The organism is Pseudohongiella spirulinae, from assembly GCF_001444425.1.
GTDB classification, from domain to species: Bacteria; Pseudomonadota; Gammaproteobacteria; order Pseudomonadales; family Pseudohongiellaceae; genus Pseudohongiella; species Pseudohongiella spirulinae.
The window spans coordinates 1,386,899-1,404,132 of record NZ_CP013189.1 but is presented as its reverse complement, the minus strand read 5'-3'; the positions used below and the strand labels follow the sequence as shown (position 1 = coordinate 1,404,132).

At 55.2% G+C, this 17,234-nt stretch carries 12 protein-coding genes; 3 read left to right on the top strand and 9 right to left on the bottom strand.

Annotated features, from left to right (window positions below):
- Nucleotides 1-11 precede the first annotated feature (11 nt).
- The 3 genes from PS2015_RS06375 to PS2015_RS06365 all read left to right on the top strand — a co-directional run bounded on the left by PS2015_RS06375 (nt 12) and on the right by PS2015_RS06365 (nt 3,554).
- Nucleotides 12-971: an alpha/beta hydrolase gene (locus tag PS2015_RS06375; protein WP_058021431.1), complete on the top strand. Its 960-nt coding sequence runs from the start codon at nt 12-14 to the stop codon at nt 969-971.
- A 105-nt stretch (nt 972-1,076) separates the two neighbouring features.
- A complete protein-coding gene (locus tag PS2015_RS06370; protein ID WP_058021430.1) occupies nt 1,077-2,936 on the top strand; it encodes a M61 family metallopeptidase in 1,860 nt (619 codons plus the stop codon).
- Nucleotides 2,937-3,074: 138 nt separating this feature from the next.
- A complete protein-coding gene (locus PS2015_RS06365) occupies nt 3,075-3,554 on the top strand; it encodes a Rid family hydrolase (protein ID WP_058021429.1) in 480 nt (159 codons plus the stop codon).
- A 77-nt stretch (nt 3,555-3,631) separates the two neighbouring features.
- On the opposite strand, the gene PS2015_RS06360 is transcribed toward PS2015_RS06365, so the two are convergent.
- From PS2015_RS06360 to putP, 9 genes are all read right to left on the bottom strand, one after another.
- Nucleotides 3,632-5,023, bottom strand: a complete 1,392-nt coding sequence (locus PS2015_RS06360) for a carboxylesterase/lipase family protein (RefSeq protein ID WP_237113397.1) — start codon at nt 5,021-5,023, stop codon at nt 3,632-3,634.
- Nucleotides 5,024-5,248: 225 nt separating this feature from the next.
- Entirely contained in the window at nt 5,249-5,497 is a 249-nt protein-coding gene (locus PS2015_RS06355) for an acyl carrier protein (RefSeq protein ID WP_058021428.1), read from the bottom strand.
- Nucleotides 5,494-6,780 carry a dihydrolipoamide acetyltransferase family protein gene (locus tag PS2015_RS06350; protein ID WP_058021427.1) on the bottom strand — a complete coding sequence of 429 codons (1,287 nt, stop codon included), beginning with the start codon at nt 6,778-6,780 and terminating at the stop codon, nt 5,494-5,496. The genes PS2015_RS06355 and PS2015_RS06350 overlap by 4 nt, the downstream gene beginning before the upstream one ends.
- Nucleotides 6,777-8,780, bottom strand: coding sequence for a pyruvate dehydrogenase (acetyl-transferring) E1 component subunit alpha (gene pdhA / locus PS2015_RS15450; RefSeq protein ID WP_082628000.1), 2,004 nt, complete (start codon nt 8,778-8,780; stop codon nt 6,777-6,779). The genes PS2015_RS06350 and pdhA overlap by 4 nt, the downstream gene beginning before the upstream one ends.
- A complete protein-coding gene (gene acsA / locus PS2015_RS06340; protein ID WP_058021426.1) occupies nt 8,777-10,501 on the bottom strand; it encodes an acetate--CoA ligase in 1,725 nt (574 codons plus the stop codon). Before acsA ends, pdhA begins: the two co-directional genes overlap by 4 nt.
- Entirely contained in the window at nt 10,498-12,888 is a 2,391-nt protein-coding gene (gene ppsA, locus PS2015_RS06335) for a phosphoenolpyruvate synthase (RefSeq protein ID WP_058023179.1), read from the bottom strand. The genes acsA and ppsA overlap by 4 nt, the downstream gene beginning before the upstream one ends.
- Nucleotides 12,889-13,554: 666 nt before the next feature.
- On the bottom strand, nt 13,555-14,568 hold the full coding sequence (locus PS2015_RS06330; RefSeq protein WP_169792277.1) for a DUF1214 domain-containing protein: 1,014 nt from the start codon (nt 14,566-14,568) through the stop codon (nt 13,555-13,557).
- 62 nt (nt 14,569-14,630) lie between these two features.
- On the bottom strand, nt 14,631-15,257 hold the full coding sequence (locus PS2015_RS06325; RefSeq protein WP_211271218.1) for a LysE family translocator: 627 nt from the start codon (nt 15,255-15,257) through the stop codon (nt 14,631-14,633).
- A 186-nt stretch (nt 15,258-15,443) separates the two neighbouring features.
- Entirely contained in the window at nt 15,444-16,931 is a 1,488-nt protein-coding gene (gene putP / locus PS2015_RS06320; protein ID WP_058021423.1) for a sodium/proline symporter PutP, read from the bottom strand.
- Nucleotides 16,932-17,234 lie beyond the last annotated feature (303 nt).

Sequence of the window (17,234 nt, the reverse complement as noted above, 5' to 3'; positions counted from 1 at the left end):
GGAGCACTCCAATGAACACGGCCGGCAAAGCAATCCCGATGTTGTTCCTGATCTCTTTCCTGCTATCCTTCAGCAGCATCGGATCCGCACAGACATCCAGTACGGTACCCGACAATGTCCAGGTTCGAAGTGCAGACATCTGGAGTGAAGGCACCCGCCTGACCGCCACTGTTTACTCGCCCACCTCTGCGTCTGCTGCAGACCGGCTGCCGACAATTTTGATGGCACACGGCTGGGGAGGCGTCGCCGCCCAGTTGCGGCGGGACGCAATCTCATTTGCCCAGCATGGCTATCTGGTTGTCACGTTTGACTATCGAGGCTGGGGCGAGAGTGACGGTCGTATTATTGCTACTGAGAAATTGCCGGGCGAACACGAGGGCAGCTTCACTGTTCAAGTACGTGAGATTCGTGAAATAGTGGACCCGGTGGACATGCTCGCAGACTGGGAGAATGCCATGCACTGGCTGCAGGCGGAGCCTCAGGTCGACACGGATCGGATAGGTGTATGGGGTAGCAGCCAGTCTGGCGGTTACGTGGTGGAAATGGCGGCACGGGATCAACGGATCAAGGCGGTACATAGTCAGGTCAGCTCACTGAGCGGACGAAGTATCGGAGAGACCGTTCAAGCCTACAACGAGGCAACTCTGCGTGCACGCGGCGAACTGAGTTACCCCCAGGCAGGTGCCACAGTAGTGGGCAATCTACGTGGCGCGCCAATAGCGAATCGCTTCGCCAATTATTCACCTGTTGACCGGATGCATGAAATCGAAGGTACGCCGATCCAGTTTGTGCTGGCCGGTGAAGAAGAGTTATTTGATAACCGCGATCATGGCATTCTGGCGCACGATCGCTATGAGGGACCCAAAAATCTGGTGGTGATTCCCGGTATCAGTCATTACGGGATCTATCGTGAAGCGTGGCGGCAGGCCCACGATCTGGCATTAGCGTGGTTTGACCGGCATTTGAAGTAAGGGCTCTACTGTTACCATGCTAACCCCGATCACCTCTGCCTGTTTCGTCCATCTCGGCACTGTCGCGATTTTAAGTTATCCTTCCGGTTCTTCGGAGGATAGTTTATGAGCATTAAACACACACGCCGCAGGCGCGCCCGATCATCCCTGGTTGCAGCCCTGTTGTCCCTGATCATGATCAGCCTGAGCGGGACCGCCAGTGCGCAGGAAACCCGCTATCAGGTGGACCTGTCCGAGCGGGTCATGCAGCAGGTCACGATCGAGGCGAGATTCAGCGAAGTCACCGGAGACACGCTGGATTTTCACCTGCCGGTGTGGCGCTCTGGCCTTTACCTGGTACTGGACTTTGTGGGAACCGTTTCAGGGCTGGAAGTCACCGATGGCAATGGCAACGCCCTGCCCTTCGAACAAACCGCAAAATCATCCTGGCGAGTCAGTCGACCTGATGCAGCCAGCGGTGATGTCCGGGTGCGATATCGGGTCTACGCGGACAGCCTGACCGACCGCACACGTCACGTGGATGCCGATCATGCATTTCTGAATCCCGCTGCTGTGTTTGTTTATGCTGACCCTCTGCGTGATATGCCCATTGAGGTGAACCTTGACCTGCCCGATGGCTGGCAGGCAGCCAGTGGCATGGAACAACCTGAACCGGGTCGCTTTGTTGCGCCGCATTATGACCGCCTGGTGGATTCACCGATCGAGGCTGGCACATTCGATCTGGTAACTTTTGAGGCGGCAGGCATGACTGTCGATTTTCTGATTCACGGCATCTGGGATGGAGACGAAGAGCGGCTGATCAACGATATGAGTGCTCTTGTCGAAGCCACCGCAGAGGTCTTCGCTACATCCAGCACCGGTCTGCCGACGGACTATTATCTGTTCATTCTGCACAGCGGCGATGGTCTGGGTGGCGGCACCGAGTACTACAACAGCACACTGGTGCATACTGATCCCCGCGCATTCTGGGACGAAGATCGCTGGCAGGGATTTCTCGGGCTTATGGCGCATGAGTTCTTCCATACCTGGAATGTGAAACGTTTCCGTCCAGCCGCAATCGACCGGTATGACTATCAGGACATCAATTACACCGAACTGCTGTGGGTGGCCGAGGGTCTGACCAGTTATTACGATCAGTTGCTGCCGGTGCGCGCCGGTCTGGTGTCGGTGGATGATTATCGGGACCAGCTTGCCGACACCATCACCAGCGTGGTCGATGCGCCAGGCTACAGTCAGGACACCCTGGCGCGTGCCAGTTTCGAAGCCTGGACCAAAAACTTTCATCGCGGCGCCGACCGTGCCGCCGATAAACCCAACCGGACGGTATCATTCTATAGTCAGGGCGGGCTACTGGGGCTGGTGCTTGACCTGGAAATCCGCCGCCATAGCAATGGTGCCCGCAGCCTGGATACTGTCCTGACTGCGCTGTACGACGACTTCCCGCTGGGCGGCGGTGGTTTTACCTATGCTGATTTTCGCGAGCGTCTGGCAGCCGCGGGCGGTGATACTCTGGCCGATCAGCTAGACGGTTGGGTCTACGACACACAACCTTTACCACTGGCTGACGCACTGCAATCAATAGGTTGGCTGCTGGAGCGCGAAGATACCAGTGAAGACCCGGTGCAGGTCTCGCTGGATGCATCGCTGCGCGGCAACCCTCCGGTGGTGTTTTCACCACGACTCGATGGCGCTGCCTGGCGCGCAGGTATCAATGCCGGTGATGAACTGATGGCACTGGACGGTATGCGCATAGGTGGCAATTTGAACGCACTGCTAAGACGCTACAGCCCCGGCGACGAAGTCCAATTCACGCTGTTTCGCGATGGGCTGTTGAAAACCATACCGGTCACACTCAATGCAGTGCGCGGAGATTTTGAAATCGACTCAGATGACGAAGCCAGTAACGACGCCCTCCGCGCCCGAACTGACTGGCTGGGTGTTGCCGAAGACGATCAAACTCTTTGACGATCTCCAGATAAACCATGCGACTCCGATCAGAAGGAGTAGCGCAGTTGGCGTCGAAAGATGGCATACTTGGGTCTGGCCTGTTTAACAATCCTTAGCGGCCACTTGACATGAATCAGGATAATAAGAGGAAGACGTATGAAAGCACTGAAGTTATTGTCTCTGGCAGCCGTACTGGCGGGCGTATTTGCAACACCCGCAGCAATGGTCGCGGCGCAGGAGATTGAGCGCAAAGGCGAAGGCCGGCACTTTTACACCACCATCCGTGTTCCTGCCAATGCCGAATTCCTGTATCTGAGCGGCTCTGGCGCATCGCGAATGGAAGACGGCACATGGGGAGACATGGAACAGCAGACCATCGACACCTTCAACGGCTTCAAGGAAACGCTGGAAGCAGAAGGCTGGTCAATGTCCGACATCATCCAGGTGCGAGCTTTCGGTGTAGCCGGTGACGATGGCACGGTAGATTTTGATGGTTTCAATCGCGGCTACCGCCAGTTCTTCGGAACCGAGGAAAACCCCATGAAACCAGTTCGCTCATTTGTAGAGATCAAAGACCTGGTGGTAGATGGCTGGCTGATTGAAATTGAGATTCGTGCGGCGCGCGTGCCCAGATAACTCGCACTTGTCACTGCAAGCACCTATGCAGTGACTTTAACAGACAGGGTGCATGTGGCACCCTGTCTGCCTATCGATTACGGCCCGTCAGGAATCTCCTCAGACTTCACAACCCGTGCCGTACCAGAGAACTGCATGGCGGCGTCCGATGCCTCAGTATACGCTGGCCATTCTGTGCCACCTGCACAGTTGATGGATTTGGCTGCGAGGTCCATTTTGTAGAAGGCCAGCCAGCAGGACTGAACCATGGCGGCCACTTCCCTGTCTTCTCCACCTGCTCTGCCATTGGGGCCCATGGCCCAGCCTGATGAATCAATGGAGTCAAAGGTAAACATCAGCTCTGCCGAGTGAATGGGACCATTGGTCCACTCCGTGCGGAAACCGGGAACATAATCAAAACTGTATAACCAGGCACCGGCACCAGAGTCGCCGGCAAGACTGGCTACGCGGCGGGCACTGTTAAAGCCACGCTCCCCGGTGTTGGACCCGACCAGAACCGGCACATCGATTTCATCGCCCGCCTGCATGGCCTCCAGAGTAGACACTGGACGGAAGCGTCCATCAATGACGGTGCCCAGTCCGGCCCGTGTGGCCTGGTTATAGCTGAAAGTTTGTGCAGAAATGGAGCGCAGCTGATCTGGGGTGATATCTTCTGACAGACTCAGCGCACTCATTGCCTGCACGCCGCGTTGCTCAGCGTCAGCCAGAGACTGGCCGGGGCGAAGCAAGGCACCGGATTGCACCACAGCCTTGTGGAACAAGCCTTTGGCTGACGGAATGGAAAGCAAATCCATCACCATGGCACCACCGGCAGACTGGCCGGCAATCGTGACGTTTTCAGGATCACCACCCAGAGCTTCAGCATTGCGTTGGACCCACTCAAGGGCAGCTACAGCATCGGTCAGTGCAAAGTTGCCCAGAGCCTCATCGCTGTCAGCGGCGTTACTCAGCGCCGGGTGGTTAAAATTGGCCATCGGCCCCAGACGGTAATTGATGGAAACAGTAATGACACCGTTCTGAGCATTAGAGGTGCCATCATAGGAGCCAAGGTGACCGGCACCCAGGAAGGAAGCACCACCGTGCATCCAGACAACAATGGGGGCGTTTTGCGCATCAGGCGGCACAAAGGCCGTCAGGTATAGACAGTCTTCCGACTGCATGCCGGCGACACCACCGCCGTTAGGGCGACCATCCAGCGTGACGGGTTGCGTGCAGGGTGGTTCATGCGTGAGCGCCAGACGCTCACCCGGCCACGGGTCCGGTGCAACCGGAGCACGCCATCGCAAGTCGCCCACGGGCGGTTTGGCGTAGGGTACACCACGGAACACATGGACATTGTTTTCCTGTTGTCCGACCAGGACACCGGCATCTAGGGTGACCCTGACGGGGGTGATGTCGTCGGCAACCTGTGCCATGGCGCTGCCCGCCAAGGCAATGGTGCCAATCATGAGAGATGTCAAACGCTGCATAGCTAAGCTCCCCTTTTTGTTTTAGAAACGACGTGATTGTTTCAATCACGATGCGCATAGACCTTATTCAGGTTATTGACATGCTACCTGACCAATCCGGACAGTCATCCGATAAGCGGTGAACCGTGGAAAATATGAGATTACCATGATTTTCCGGTTAATGAAGCGTTGTCACAAAACAGGCTGTTCGTAACAACATTGATCTATTGAGGCAGCTCGGGAAATTCAGGATTTGGTATGTTGCTGTAAATACTTGACCGCTTTGTCGGGCGTGGCGATCTGCTGATAGTCGGATTCGGCAATCGCCACACCAAAACGCTTGTGCAGGGCAGCTACCAGATTGAGAATATCCATGGAATCGAGCTCCAGATCGTCCTGCAGATGATCGTTATCCCCGACCGTGGCTGCGTCAATATCCGGCGCGACGGCAACAAGACAATCGAGAAACGCACTGCGCAGTTCTTGTGCACTCATAATAGATCAGGCTCCCCGAGTAAACGTTCAATTTCTGTCAGCAGGCGGGCCCCTCGGCGCCCATCACTGACCCGGTGATCAGCAGCCAGCGTAACATCGACAACTGTTCGCACCTGCACTTCATCCTCAATCACCCACGGCCGTCGCGCTGGAGTACCAAAACCCACCAGGGCGACCTGAGGCGGATAAATTACTCCAAGCAGGCTGTCGGTGCCGTTATCGCCCATGCTCGACACCGTAATGGTGCCCTGCGTGACCTCTGAATTACGCAATCGTCCGGTTCTGGTGCGAACGACCGCATCGCGCATGGCAAGCATCAAGTCATCCAGATTTTTGCTTCCGGCATCCATCAAAGCCGGAGCGATCAGGCCGCCACCACGCATGGAAATCGCCAGACCACAATTAACCGTATCCGCCCCGGAGAAGACACCGTCCTCAAAGGTGCCATTGAGTTCAGGCACTTTTCTGACAGCCAATACTGTTGCTCTGACAAACATCGCGGCCATCAGCAGACGTTGCTCGGGATCACGTTCAGCATTGCGGGCAGCCAACCAGTCCGTGGCAGCCTGTAAATCGATACGATGAGATAGATAGTAATGGGGAATCTCGCGTTTGGCACGACTCATGGCTGCCGCAATGGCCTGGCGCATCATCGCCATGTACAACCCCGGTTTAAGCGAGGAAGATTGGCGTGTTTCGGCTGCCTCCGCATTGGCATCTGGCTGCGCGGCGGGTTTTTCCGCCAAGGATAACCAATGCTCCACATCATTCAGCAACACGGCACCGCCTGGCCCGGTACCCGGTATATCTGCCAGATCTGCGCCCGCGTCTGCCGCGCGCACTCTGGCAGCCGGTGAAGCCAGTTGTTGTCCGTCAGCAGCCGCCCGTGCAGCGGTGATTTTTTGGGGTTGTTTCTGAGACTTCTGTTTTTCTACCTGACGGGCTTCCACTTTTTCTATTTGATCGCCCTGCTTTTTTATCCCCTGCTTTTCCGATGCGACTGTTTCGCCAACCGGCCCATCTTTCTCATTCTCCACAACCGCTTCACCGGCTGCACGAATAACAGCCATCGGCGTGCCTACCGGCACCGATTCCCCGACCTGTACATCCAGACTTTCAACCACTCCTGCCTCAAATATTTCAATCTCGATGGCACCCTTGTGGGTCTCCACGACGGCGATAACATCGCCTTTTGCGACGGTGTCGCCGGGTTTTACCAGCCACTCAATCAGTTCACCCGATTCCATGTCGGCGCCCAGCGAAGGCATTTTAAATACACTCATGGCGCCTCTCCCATCACTGCCCTGGCCGCCGCGATAATCTGTGACACCTGCGGCAATGCGGCTTTCTCCAGGTGACCCGCGTAGGGGATGGGTACCTCGGCAGAGCAAACCCGACCTACTGGCGCATCCAGCCGCCAGAAACAATGCTCCATAATACGGGCAGCAATTTCAGCTGACAGTGAACCGCTGCGCCAGCCCTCATCTACAATTACAGCACGCCGGGTCTGCGACACAGACTGAATAATTGTTTCATCATCCAGCGGGCGCAAGGTGCGCAGATCAATCACATCGGCCTTAATGCCCTGTTCTGCCAATTCATCGGCCGCTTCAAGCGTTTTGAACAGGGAACCACCGTAAGTGATCAGCGTCAGGTCACTTCCCTTGCGTCGCACGATTGCGCGGTCAATATCTACAGCGCCTGCATTGCCAGCCAGCAAACCCACATTGTTGTAGTACATGATGTTTTCGAAAATAAGCACCGGGTCGGATTGTTGCAGCGCCGTCCACAACATGCCGCGCGCATCTTCCAGCGTGGCAGGTGCCAGAACACGCAGACCGGGAATATGCGCGTACCAGCCTTCCAGCGAATGGCTATGCTGAGCGGCCAACTGTCGCCCGCCACCGGTGGTCATGCGGATCACCACCGGCGCGCTGAACTGCCCTCCAGACATGTGACGGATGGTTGCCGCCGTATTCATGATCTGATCCAGCGCCAGCAGGCTGAAATTGACTGTCATGATTTCAATGATGGGTTTCATGCCTGTCATTGCCGCGCCTATGCCAGCGCCCGTAAATGCTGACTCGGACAGCGGGGTGTCACGGATTCTCTCTTCACCAAATTCCTGCATCAGTCCTTTGGATACAGCAAAGCCTCCACCATAGGCGCCTACATCCTCACCCATAAGAAACACCCGCTCGTCACGCAGCATGGCGTCCATGATGGCCGCCCGCATCGCATCGCGGTAGCTTATTTCGATTGTTTCTTCCGAAGGAGGCTGCAATTCCGGGAATGGCGGATTGTCATCGGCCATGACATGCCTGGTCAGAGTCTCTTCCGGCTCCCACGGTGCCTGCTCGGCACTCTGTACGGCAGCGTCTATCTCAGCATCAACTTCAGATTCGATAGCACTGATTTCTTCCTCATGAATCATCCCGTTTTCCAGCAACCAGCGCTGAAAGCGGACTATTGGGCCCTTTTTGCGCCATTCGCGCACCTCGGACTTGTCACGATACAGCTCCGGGTCAAACATGGAGTGAGCACGAAAACGGTAGGTATTGCATTCCAATAATTGCGGCTGCGATGTTTGCCTTATTTCGCTCACCATGCAACGCGCAGCGCGCTCTACCGCGACCACGTCCATGCCATCCACCGACTCAGACTTTATTCCGTACGCTTTTGCCTTATCACTGACCTGGCCTCCAGACTGGGTGCGCTCCAGCGCAGAGCCCATTGCGTAGCGATTGTTTTCACAAACGAACAGCACCGGCAATGACCATAATGCCGCCAGATTCAATGTCTCGTGAAACTCACCTTCCGCGGCCGCACCTTCTCCGAAAAAACAAGCCGTGACGCGCGACTCGCCTTGCATCCTGTCACCAAGCGCCAAGCCAGCGGCCAGCGGCAATCCGCCTGCCACAATGGCATTGCCACCGTAAAAATTGGTGTCCGCATCAAACAGGTGCATGGAACCACCACGCCCGCCGGAACAACCCGTGGCCTTGCCATACATTTCGGCCATGATACTGTCCATGGACACACCTCGCGCAAGCGCATGACCGTGTTCGCGATAGGTCGCCACCACACGATCCTGCGGCTCAAGCGCCGACATGACGCCGACGGCATTAGCTTCTTCTCCGTCATACAAATGCAGGAATCCGCGTATTTTTTCCTGTGTATACAGTTCGGCACATTTGGCCTCGAAACGACGAATACGGATCATCGCACGCAACAATTCACGCACATGGGCCTGAGACAGTTTTACCTTGGTCTTGTCACTCATGCGTCATCACTCTCCAGGGTAGAAATATCACCTTCCGGCAAACCCAGCTCTCGAGCCCGCAGCAGGCGACGCATGATTTTTCCGGAGCGTGTTTTGGGCAGACTATGACGAAATACAATCTCTCGAGGTGCCACCGCGGAGCCAAGACGCTTACGGGCATGTCCACGAATATCTCTCTCCAGCGCCTCGTCAGCACTGTAACCGGCGTTGAGGGTGACATAGGCTTTAACCACCTCACCGGCTGTCTCATCAGGAATGCCGACTACCGCCGCTTCGGCCACGGCATCATGCTCGATCAGTGCACTTTCCACTTCAAATGGTCCGATCAAGTGCCCTGAACTTTTGATCAAATCATCAGCGCGGCCAACAAACCAGTAATAACCGTCACGATCACGCAGCGCGAGATCTCCGGTCAGATACCACCCATCAACAAAACATTTTGCGTAACGTTGCTCTTCATGCAGATAAGCCCGCATCATAGATGGCCAGCCGGCTCGCAGTGCCAGCTCACCTATTTCACCGGCATCCAGCTTGCGCAGCGTCTGACCCTCGGTTTCCACAACGGCTGCGGTAATTCCTGGTAGCGGTTTACCCATGGAACCGGGTTTGATATCCATGGCCGGCGTATTGGCAATCATGATGCCACCGGTTTCTGTCTGCCACCAGTTATCGTGGAATGGTTTGCCAAATACCTCCATTGCCCAGATCACGCATTCAGCATTGAGGGGTTCACCGACACTTGACAAAAAGCGCAGCGCCGAAAAATCATATCCCTGTGCCGCCGCTTTGCCTGCCCGCATCATCATGCGAATTGCCGTTGGGGCGGTATACCACACCTGGACTTTTTCCCGCTCCAGAATGCCGTACCAGCGTTCCAGATCGAATTCTGCTTCATCCACAATCATGGTTGTACGATTAACCAGCGGCGAAATAATGCCGTAGCTGGTTCCGGTTACCCAGCCCGGATCTGCCGTGCACCAATAGACATCACCCGGATGCAAATCCAGTGCAATCCGTCCGGTTTCAGCATGTGCAACAACAGCGCCATGTACATGCACGGCACCTTTGGGTTTACCTGTGGTTCCCGAGGTAAAATGCAGCAGCGCCATCTCATCCGCTCGGGTCGGCACGGTGGCAAAATCATCGGCGGCGCCGACCATCGCAGCGTCGAGACCCACACAGTCTTCCGGTACATCCTCACCGATAATCAGCACCCGTTTCAATCCTGGTAACTCATGGCGCCAGTCAGCAATCTTGCGGCGGTATAGCGCCGCAGTGGTCAGCAGTACACTGGCGGAACCGATCTCCATACGTGAACGAATCGGTTCCGGGCCAAAAGCGGCAAACATCGGCGTAAAACTCAAACCTGCCTTTAGCGTTCCCAGCGCAGCTGCGTAAAGTGCGGGCACCCGGCCCATTAATGCAAACAGGCGGTCGCCACGCACCAGTCCATGTGTGTTCAGCACATTGGCAAAACGTGCGGCGTCCAGGGCCAGTTGAGCGTAACTGATCTCTGCTCGTCCGCCATCACGCCCCAGCCAGCGGATGGCGATCTGTTCCCCATAGCCGTCGGCCACATGACGATCCACCGCTTCATGGGCAATATTGAGTCCGCCGTCAGGCAAGTCGGCCGGTCGGTACTGCGCCTGCTCGCTGTCGGGTGCCGCGGCACGTTCGGCATCAGTCTTGTGAATCACTGCATACACTTTTGCGTCTGTCATTGACCGTGCCCTTCCATGTCCGCGACACGCATTTTTACCGACACAAAACTATCCGGCGTCACCGAAATTGAATCAATTCCGGACTCCACCAGAAAAGCCGCAAACGCCGGTCGGTTGCTCGGCGCCTGCCCGCACAAACCGACTTTAACCCCCGCCTTATGAGCCGAGCCGATAACACGGCTAATCATCCATTTCACGGCCGGATCGTCTTCGTCGAATAAATCAGCAAGATCTTCTGAATCACGATCGATACCCAGGGTAAGCTGGGTAAGATCATTGGAGCCAATCGAGAAACCATCAAATCGTGTCGCAAACTCTTCTGCCAGAATGACATTCGAAGGGATCTCACACATGACATAAACCTGAAGACCATTTTCACCCCGTACCAGGCCATTCTGCGCCATCACATCCAGCACCTTGTCCGCTTCACCCACGGTACGACAGAAGGGAATCATCACAATCACGTTGCTGAATCCCAGCTCCTCACGCAGTTTCTTGATGGCAAGACACTCAAGAGCAAAACCGGCCTGGTAACGCGGCGAGTAATAACGCGATGCGCCACGGAACCCAAGCATGGGGTTCTCCTCAGGCGGCTCAAACTGTGCACCACCAATAAGACTGGCGTACTCATTGGTTTTAAAGTCACTCATGCGAATAATGGCTGGGTGCGGATAGAACGCCGCTGCGATCCGCGCCAGTCCCCTTGCCAAGGAGTCAACAAAGTAAGCGGATTTGTCGTTGTAACCGGCAGTCAGATCATCGATTTCGCGACGCGCTGCTTCGTCGCTCAACTCGGCATATTTCACCAATGCCATCGGATGCACCTTAATGTGGTTGCTGATCACAAATTCCATGCGTACCAGACCTACACCATCGGCGGGCAGTCGCCACCAACGGAACGCAGCAGCCGGATCAGCCAGGTTCAGCATAATTTTAGTGCGGGTTTCAGCCATATTCGCCGTATCGAGCACCACACTGTCAATCTGCGCGACACCCTCATAGATATGTCCTTGATCACCTTCAGCGCAGGATACAGTGATTGACTGTCCGTCTCTCAATAACTCAGTCGCGTTGCCTGTGCCCACCACCGCGGGCAACCCCAGTTCACGGCTGATGATGGCTGCGTGTGATGTGCGCCCGCCGTGGTCAGTGACAATAGCGACGGCACGTTTCATGACCGGCACCCAATCGGGATCGGTATTACCAGTGACCAGAATGGCGCCATCAACAAAACGATCAATATCGCGAGCACTTTCCAGTCGGCAGACTTGACCACTCACGGCCGCCTCTCCAATGCTCAGACCGCTGACCAGGCGTGGGCCCGTTGCGCTCAGACGATAACTCCTGAACTCACCCAGCGCCCGCCGCGACTGCACGGTTTCCGGTCGTGCCTGCACGATGTAAAGCCTGCCCGATTCGCCGTCTTTTGCCCATTCCATGTCCATCGGACAGCCATAATGTAATTCAATAACACAGGCCCAACGTGCCAGCTGCAGGATCTCAGCATCGCTCAATACCCATTGCTCACGCTCTGCAGGTGAGGTATCCACCGTCTGTGTGGCTTGTCCGGTTTGCGGGGCATAAACCATCTTTCGCCTCTTGGTGCCCCGACGTTTTTGCACTATGGGTGTCAGTTCGGGATCTGACAGCAAGGGCTTGAACACAAGGTATTCGTCGGGATCAACACTGCCCTGCACCACGGTCTCACCCAGGCCCCAGGCTGCGTCTATCACCACCACCTTCTCAAAACCGGTCTCGGTATCAATACTGAACATGACACCTGCGCCGCCGACGTCGGAACGCACCATAAGCTGCACGCCTACCGACAGGGCCACTTTAAGGTGATCAAAACCGTGAGTTTCCCTATAGCTGATAGCGCGGTCGGTAAACAGGGAGGCAAAGCAGCGGCGGCAGGCATCAAGTAAGGCTGCCTGGCCACTGATATTCAGAAAGGTTTCTTGCTGACCGGCGAAACTGGCATCGGGTAAATCCTCCGCGGTTGCGCTGGAGCGCACTGCCACCGGGACGTCGGTGCCACCCGCCTGCAGGCACAGATCGCCATACGCAGTGCTGATAGCATCGGCAATGTCGTCGGGCCACCGTCCCCGCAGAAACGCATCACGCAACAGTTTGCCGGTTAGTGCCAGCGTCGCGTCACCTGTTTGAAATGCGTCAATCGCCTGACTTAAGGTCTCACGGAGGTTATTGGACTCAACAAAACGCCAGTAGGCCTCAGAGGTGGTGGCAAAACCGGGAGGGACCAGTACTCCGGCGGCACCCAATCTGGAGATCATTTCGCCCAGAGAGGCATTTTTACCACCCACGCGCGGCAAATCGGTGCGGTCAAGCGCGTCAAAAAGGATCACGGATTCACAATGCTCAGGCATGGTTGCTCCTAATTCCCGCTGCGTCAGAAATGAGTCGAGTTGTCCGTTGTCTGGGCGTACAGTAGAGCCACTGTCGATTATTACGTAATTTTTCAGAAAAATACTCGATGACATCAAACATTCGTCATGTTTCCTGTTCTGTCTCCGTCTATTCCACGATATGCAGGCTGTGAGCGTTTCGGGCTTTTGCGGGAATTACACACCCACCGCACCAATATTTTTACCTTTCAAGAACGCTACAACTACTAAAGGCCATAACGAGACAGATCCAAACCAAGGCCTCTAAATGAAATCGCCACGCAAACATCGAGCATTCATTGTATCCAAATTGTAGGCCAGAAGTGTCCGGCAACTGGGAACAGTCCACTGGCAGTCGACGGCGGCATGGTGGCTCGCTCAGCAGCCTGGTGGAATACATTTCATTTTTCCACAACTATCGAGTATTGCCGATGAATGCAAGGCCAGTTACCTGGATTAATTACACACCGTTATCTAACCATACGATACAGAAAAAACCTCATTGCGAGTGTTGAATTCGATCTTGCAACTGACCCCGTGCAGATTGAGGATGCTACTATGAATAATTCTTTTTTCTTGCCTCGTTTGGATAGAAACCAAGCACCAACGCTACCGGAATGCCTATTACAGCAGCGAGTACGCGTGGAGTTACTCGATTGGCGTGGCGACTGGTGGTACCCATTGACCTGATGTAATGACGTTGCTGGGTTGATAGGCGCGCAGCACGTAATTCCAGCCCTCTGGCGTTGGAATACAATTCACGCTGGTATCGCTACATCCGCCTAGTTGGATGCGATAGCTGCCATCTTCATTCGGCTTCGCATTAACATTGTTTAGTGCATTCACACCGACGAGCCCGTTTGGCACCATGAATCCTCTCGCATTGTAGACAGTTATCGACCAGAAAGCGTTGGCTGGTACATCTGAAAGTAGCAATTGGTGAGGCTTGTCCTCATTGCCGGGCACTGGCCCGCTCTGGAAATAGGCAGCTTCGGATCTGGGCAATCCTCCCCAGCCTGTTGCCGTAACGATAAGATGTGACACTGGATCGACCTCATCCGGACCACCCGCGAACAAACCGAGGTTTCCACGAGCAAGGGCTCCAAGGCGGAGAAGCGTCATTCGTGTCGCTTCAAAGCTTTCGGATTCATAGTCCGGCACGATGAATTCGCCCTGCGCAGGCTGGCTGACCCTGACCGCATCCTGCAGACCATTTGCATATGCAATGTCATTTGCGTCCATTGAGTCCGCAAATATGCGCAAGATGACAACGGCGTAGCGCGTGCCGATATCTTCAATAGTAAATGTGTTGGTTCCATCGTGATATACAGCGATTGTGAAATGATCCTGAGAGATCACTTGTGCAGAGATGTATCGACCGTCTGGCGCATCAGGCAAGGTGATTGTTACCGCCCCGGCCTCCATGTCGAATACGCCGCTGGAATAAAGTGTATCGAGATTCATCCGGATAACCGTCTGGGCTGACAGGTCAGTTGGCTCACGCCGGTGGCGTAAGCTTCCCAGTTCGCCCTGCTCAACCAATTCACCCATATACCGATCGGTTTCTGCACGGATAAAGTTATGCGGTCCGACGAATACTGGCTCTGCATTTACTGCAGCGCAAAAGACAAGTCCCGCCAGCAAAATGACAGTGATCTTCATAAAAACATCCATCCTGATCCAGTTTGAACCAATTCGAGGCGCGAGCCTGGATGCAACCAAACTCACCGCTGCGTCACTACCAGCCGAGCCACCAACCCTACAAAGACAGTCCCGGCTACACGATTCATAATGACTTGTGCACGCTCAGAATGTCTAAGCCATTCACTAAGGAATCCCGACGCCCATGAGACTGCGCCAAAAACAACAAACGCCGCCAGCATGAATATTGCGCCGAACGCAACCATTTGAAGCGCAACCGAGCCCCTGGTGGGGTCGGCAAACTGCGGAAGAAAAGCGAGGAAGAAAATCGCCACCTTCGGATTCGTGACATTCATAACCACTCCACGCAAGTACAACTTGCGGCGAGTCAGTTTGCCGTTGGCGCCCAAGGTCATGTCTGAAGGTCTTGCCTTAAATGCCTGCCACGCTAAATAGAGCAGGTATGCCGCGCCGATCAGCTTCAGCGCATTAAAGGCCATCGCCGATGTCTGAAAGATCACGGCCACACCAAACGCGACGGCCAATGTGTGGACGATCAGCCCGGTACAAAGCCCAAGCGTAACGACCAATCCAGCGGCTCGACCGCTAAGCGCAGATTGAGTGAGAACAAAAATGTTATCTGGCCCCGGCGCAAGGGCAAGAGCGACTGAAGCCGCGAAAAATACGCTGATTGTTTCGATGGGGATCATGATATCTCTTCGTTACAGGACGGCCTAAAGCCTCGTATCAGGCATGCGATTGTTAGCACTCTAGATTGTAGGTTTAAACCCTTCATGACTCGCTTTAAATCCCAGTGACTCGTAAAATCGCAAAGCGTCAGGACGTTGTTTATCCGATGTAAGTTGCACTATGGTGCAATTTCTTTCCTTCCGGCGTCACCCCGTAATTGAATCGCGTCGCGATTTAAAGTCCGATACGCTCCCAACCATGATGGCGATCCAGGAGGCAATATACCCCGGAATGATTTCATAAACGCCCGGGCCTCCCATGAACTCGCTGTTCCAGCCGAGCGAAATCCAGATCATAACAGTTGCAGCCCCCACCACAAGACCCGCTATGGCGCCGACACCGGTTGTGCGAGGCCACATCAGCGACAGGATAATCAGAGGGCCGAATGCCGCACCAAAGCCGGCCCAGGCATGACTGACGAGCCCCAGTACCTGAGAATCAGGATCGGAGGCAATCAGGGCGGCCATCAGGCCCACGGCGACAACGCAGCCCCGGCCTGCCATGACGCATTCACGGTCGGTGGCCTGCTTGCGCAGGAACAGGCGATAGAAATCCTCGGTCAGCGACGATGATGACACCAGCAGCTGGCTGGAAATGGTGCTCATGATGGCGGCCAGCAGCGCAGCATACAAAAAGCCGGTAATCAGCGGATGGAACAGCAGTTCCGACAGAATGATGAAGATGGTTTCCGGGTCGGCCACATCCAGGTTGTTTCTGATGGCATAGGCGCGACCGAAAATGCCCAGGGAAATAGAACCTATCAGCGAAATGCCCATCCAGCTCATGCAGATATTGCGGGCGATGGGCACATCTTTCAGCGTGCGAATGGCCATGAAACGGACGATGATGTGGGGCTGACCAAAATACCCAAGTCCCCAGCTAAGCGCCGAAAGCCAACCGATGAAGGTCAAGCCGGCTGTCCACGACAGCAGTGCGGGATCCACTTGGTTCAGTGTTGCAGACGCCTGGGCATAGCCGCCTCCCCCTTCGCCAAACAGCACAACCGCCGGAATAATCACCAGGGCCAGCATCATGATGCAACCCTGCACAAAGTCGGTCATGCTCACGGCCAGGAAACCACCCACCACCGTGTACGCCAGCACCACACCCAGGGTGATGAGGATACCCATGGCGTAATCGCTGATACCGGCCACATTAAAGATGCCTGCAAAAGCGCTTTCAAACAGCTTGCCGCCAGCTACCAGACCGGACGCGGTATACACCACAAAGAAGATGACGATGACGAGGGCTGAGACGGTGCGCAGTGATAATGCCTGAGCTGGGAAACGATTCGCCAGAAAAGCTGGAATGGTGATGGCATTGCCGTGCTGGACGGTCTGCTCGCGCAGTCTGGGTGCAACCAGTATCCAGTTGATGAAGGCGCCGATAAACAGGCCAATGCCTATCCAGGCAGACGCCAGACCGGATATATACAGAGCACCGGGTAGGCCCAGCAGCAGCCAGCCACTCATATCGGATGCACCGGCTGACAGGGCGGCGACTTTGGGGCTGAGTGTGCGTCCGCCTAGCATGTAGGCTTCGGACGATGAGGTTGAGGTGCGCATGGCGTAGAGGCCGATGATGATCATCAGCGCGAAGTAGACAAACAGGCTTATCCAGACACCTACGGCCATGGTGTGTCTCCGGTACTGTGCGTCTGGTCATGTGTCATGGATGGGTAGTCACGGAGGATGCTGGTTCTCGCTGGTAAGTCGAAGAGAAAGCGTCAGGGAAATCCTTGCGAGAGCCCAATGCACTCTAAATCTTGAGTTTAAACCCTTCATGACTGGCTTTGTAGTGGTCAACTAAAATCGGACGATAAAATAGGTTTTTGCTCAGTTTTTTGCCGGTGGCAGGCCATCGTTAAACTGATGTGGCCAACGCCAGTTTAGATAGTCCATCAAGTAATAACTCAGATCCTTTGCTGATTCATTTTT

What these genes read in the sequence shown, in the direction of transcription:
- PS2015_RS06375 (WP_058021431.1), top strand. Translation starts at nt 12, where the DNA reads ATGAACACGGCCGGCAAAGCAATCCCGATGTTGTTCCTGATCTCTTTC.
- PS2015_RS06370 (WP_058021430.1), top strand. Translation starts at nt 1,077, where the DNA reads ATGAGCATTAAACACACACGCCGCAGGCGCGCCCGATCATCCCTGGTT.
- PS2015_RS06365 (WP_058021429.1), top strand. Translation starts at nt 3,075, where the DNA reads ATGAAAGCACTGAAGTTATTGTCTCTGGCAGCCGTACTGGCGGGCGTA.
- PS2015_RS06360 (WP_237113397.1), bottom strand. Translation starts at nt 5,023, where the DNA reads ATGCAGCGTTTGACATCTCTCATGATTGGCACCATTGCCTTGGCGGGC.
- PS2015_RS06355 (WP_058021428.1), bottom strand. Translation starts at nt 5,497, where the DNA reads ATGAGTGCACAAGAACTGCGCAGTGCGTTTCTCGATTGTCTTGTTGCC.
- PS2015_RS06350 (WP_058021427.1), bottom strand. Translation starts at nt 6,780, where the DNA reads ATGAGTGTATTTAAAATGCCTTCGCTGGGCGCCGACATGGAATCGGGT.
- pdhA (WP_082628000.1), bottom strand. Translation starts at nt 8,780, where the DNA reads ATGAGTGACAAGACCAAGGTAAAACTGTCTCAGGCCCATGTGCGTGAA.
- acsA (WP_058021426.1), bottom strand. Translation starts at nt 10,501, where the DNA reads ATGACAGACGCAAAAGTGTATGCAGTGATTCACAAGACTGATGCCGAA.
- ppsA (WP_058023179.1), bottom strand. Translation starts at nt 12,888, where the DNA reads ATGCCTGAGCATTGTGAATCCGTGATCCTTTTTGACGCGCTTGACCGC.
- PS2015_RS06330 (WP_169792277.1), bottom strand. Translation starts at nt 14,568, where the DNA reads ATGAAGATCACTGTCATTTTGCTGGCGGGACTTGTCTTTTGCGCTGCA.
- PS2015_RS06325 (WP_211271218.1), bottom strand. Translation starts at nt 15,257, where the DNA reads ATGATCCCCATCGAAACAATCAGCGTATTTTTCGCGGCTTCAGTCGCT.
- putP (WP_058021423.1), bottom strand. Translation starts at nt 16,931, where the DNA reads ATGGCCGTAGGTGTCTGGATAAGCCTGTTTGTCTACTTCGCGCTGATG.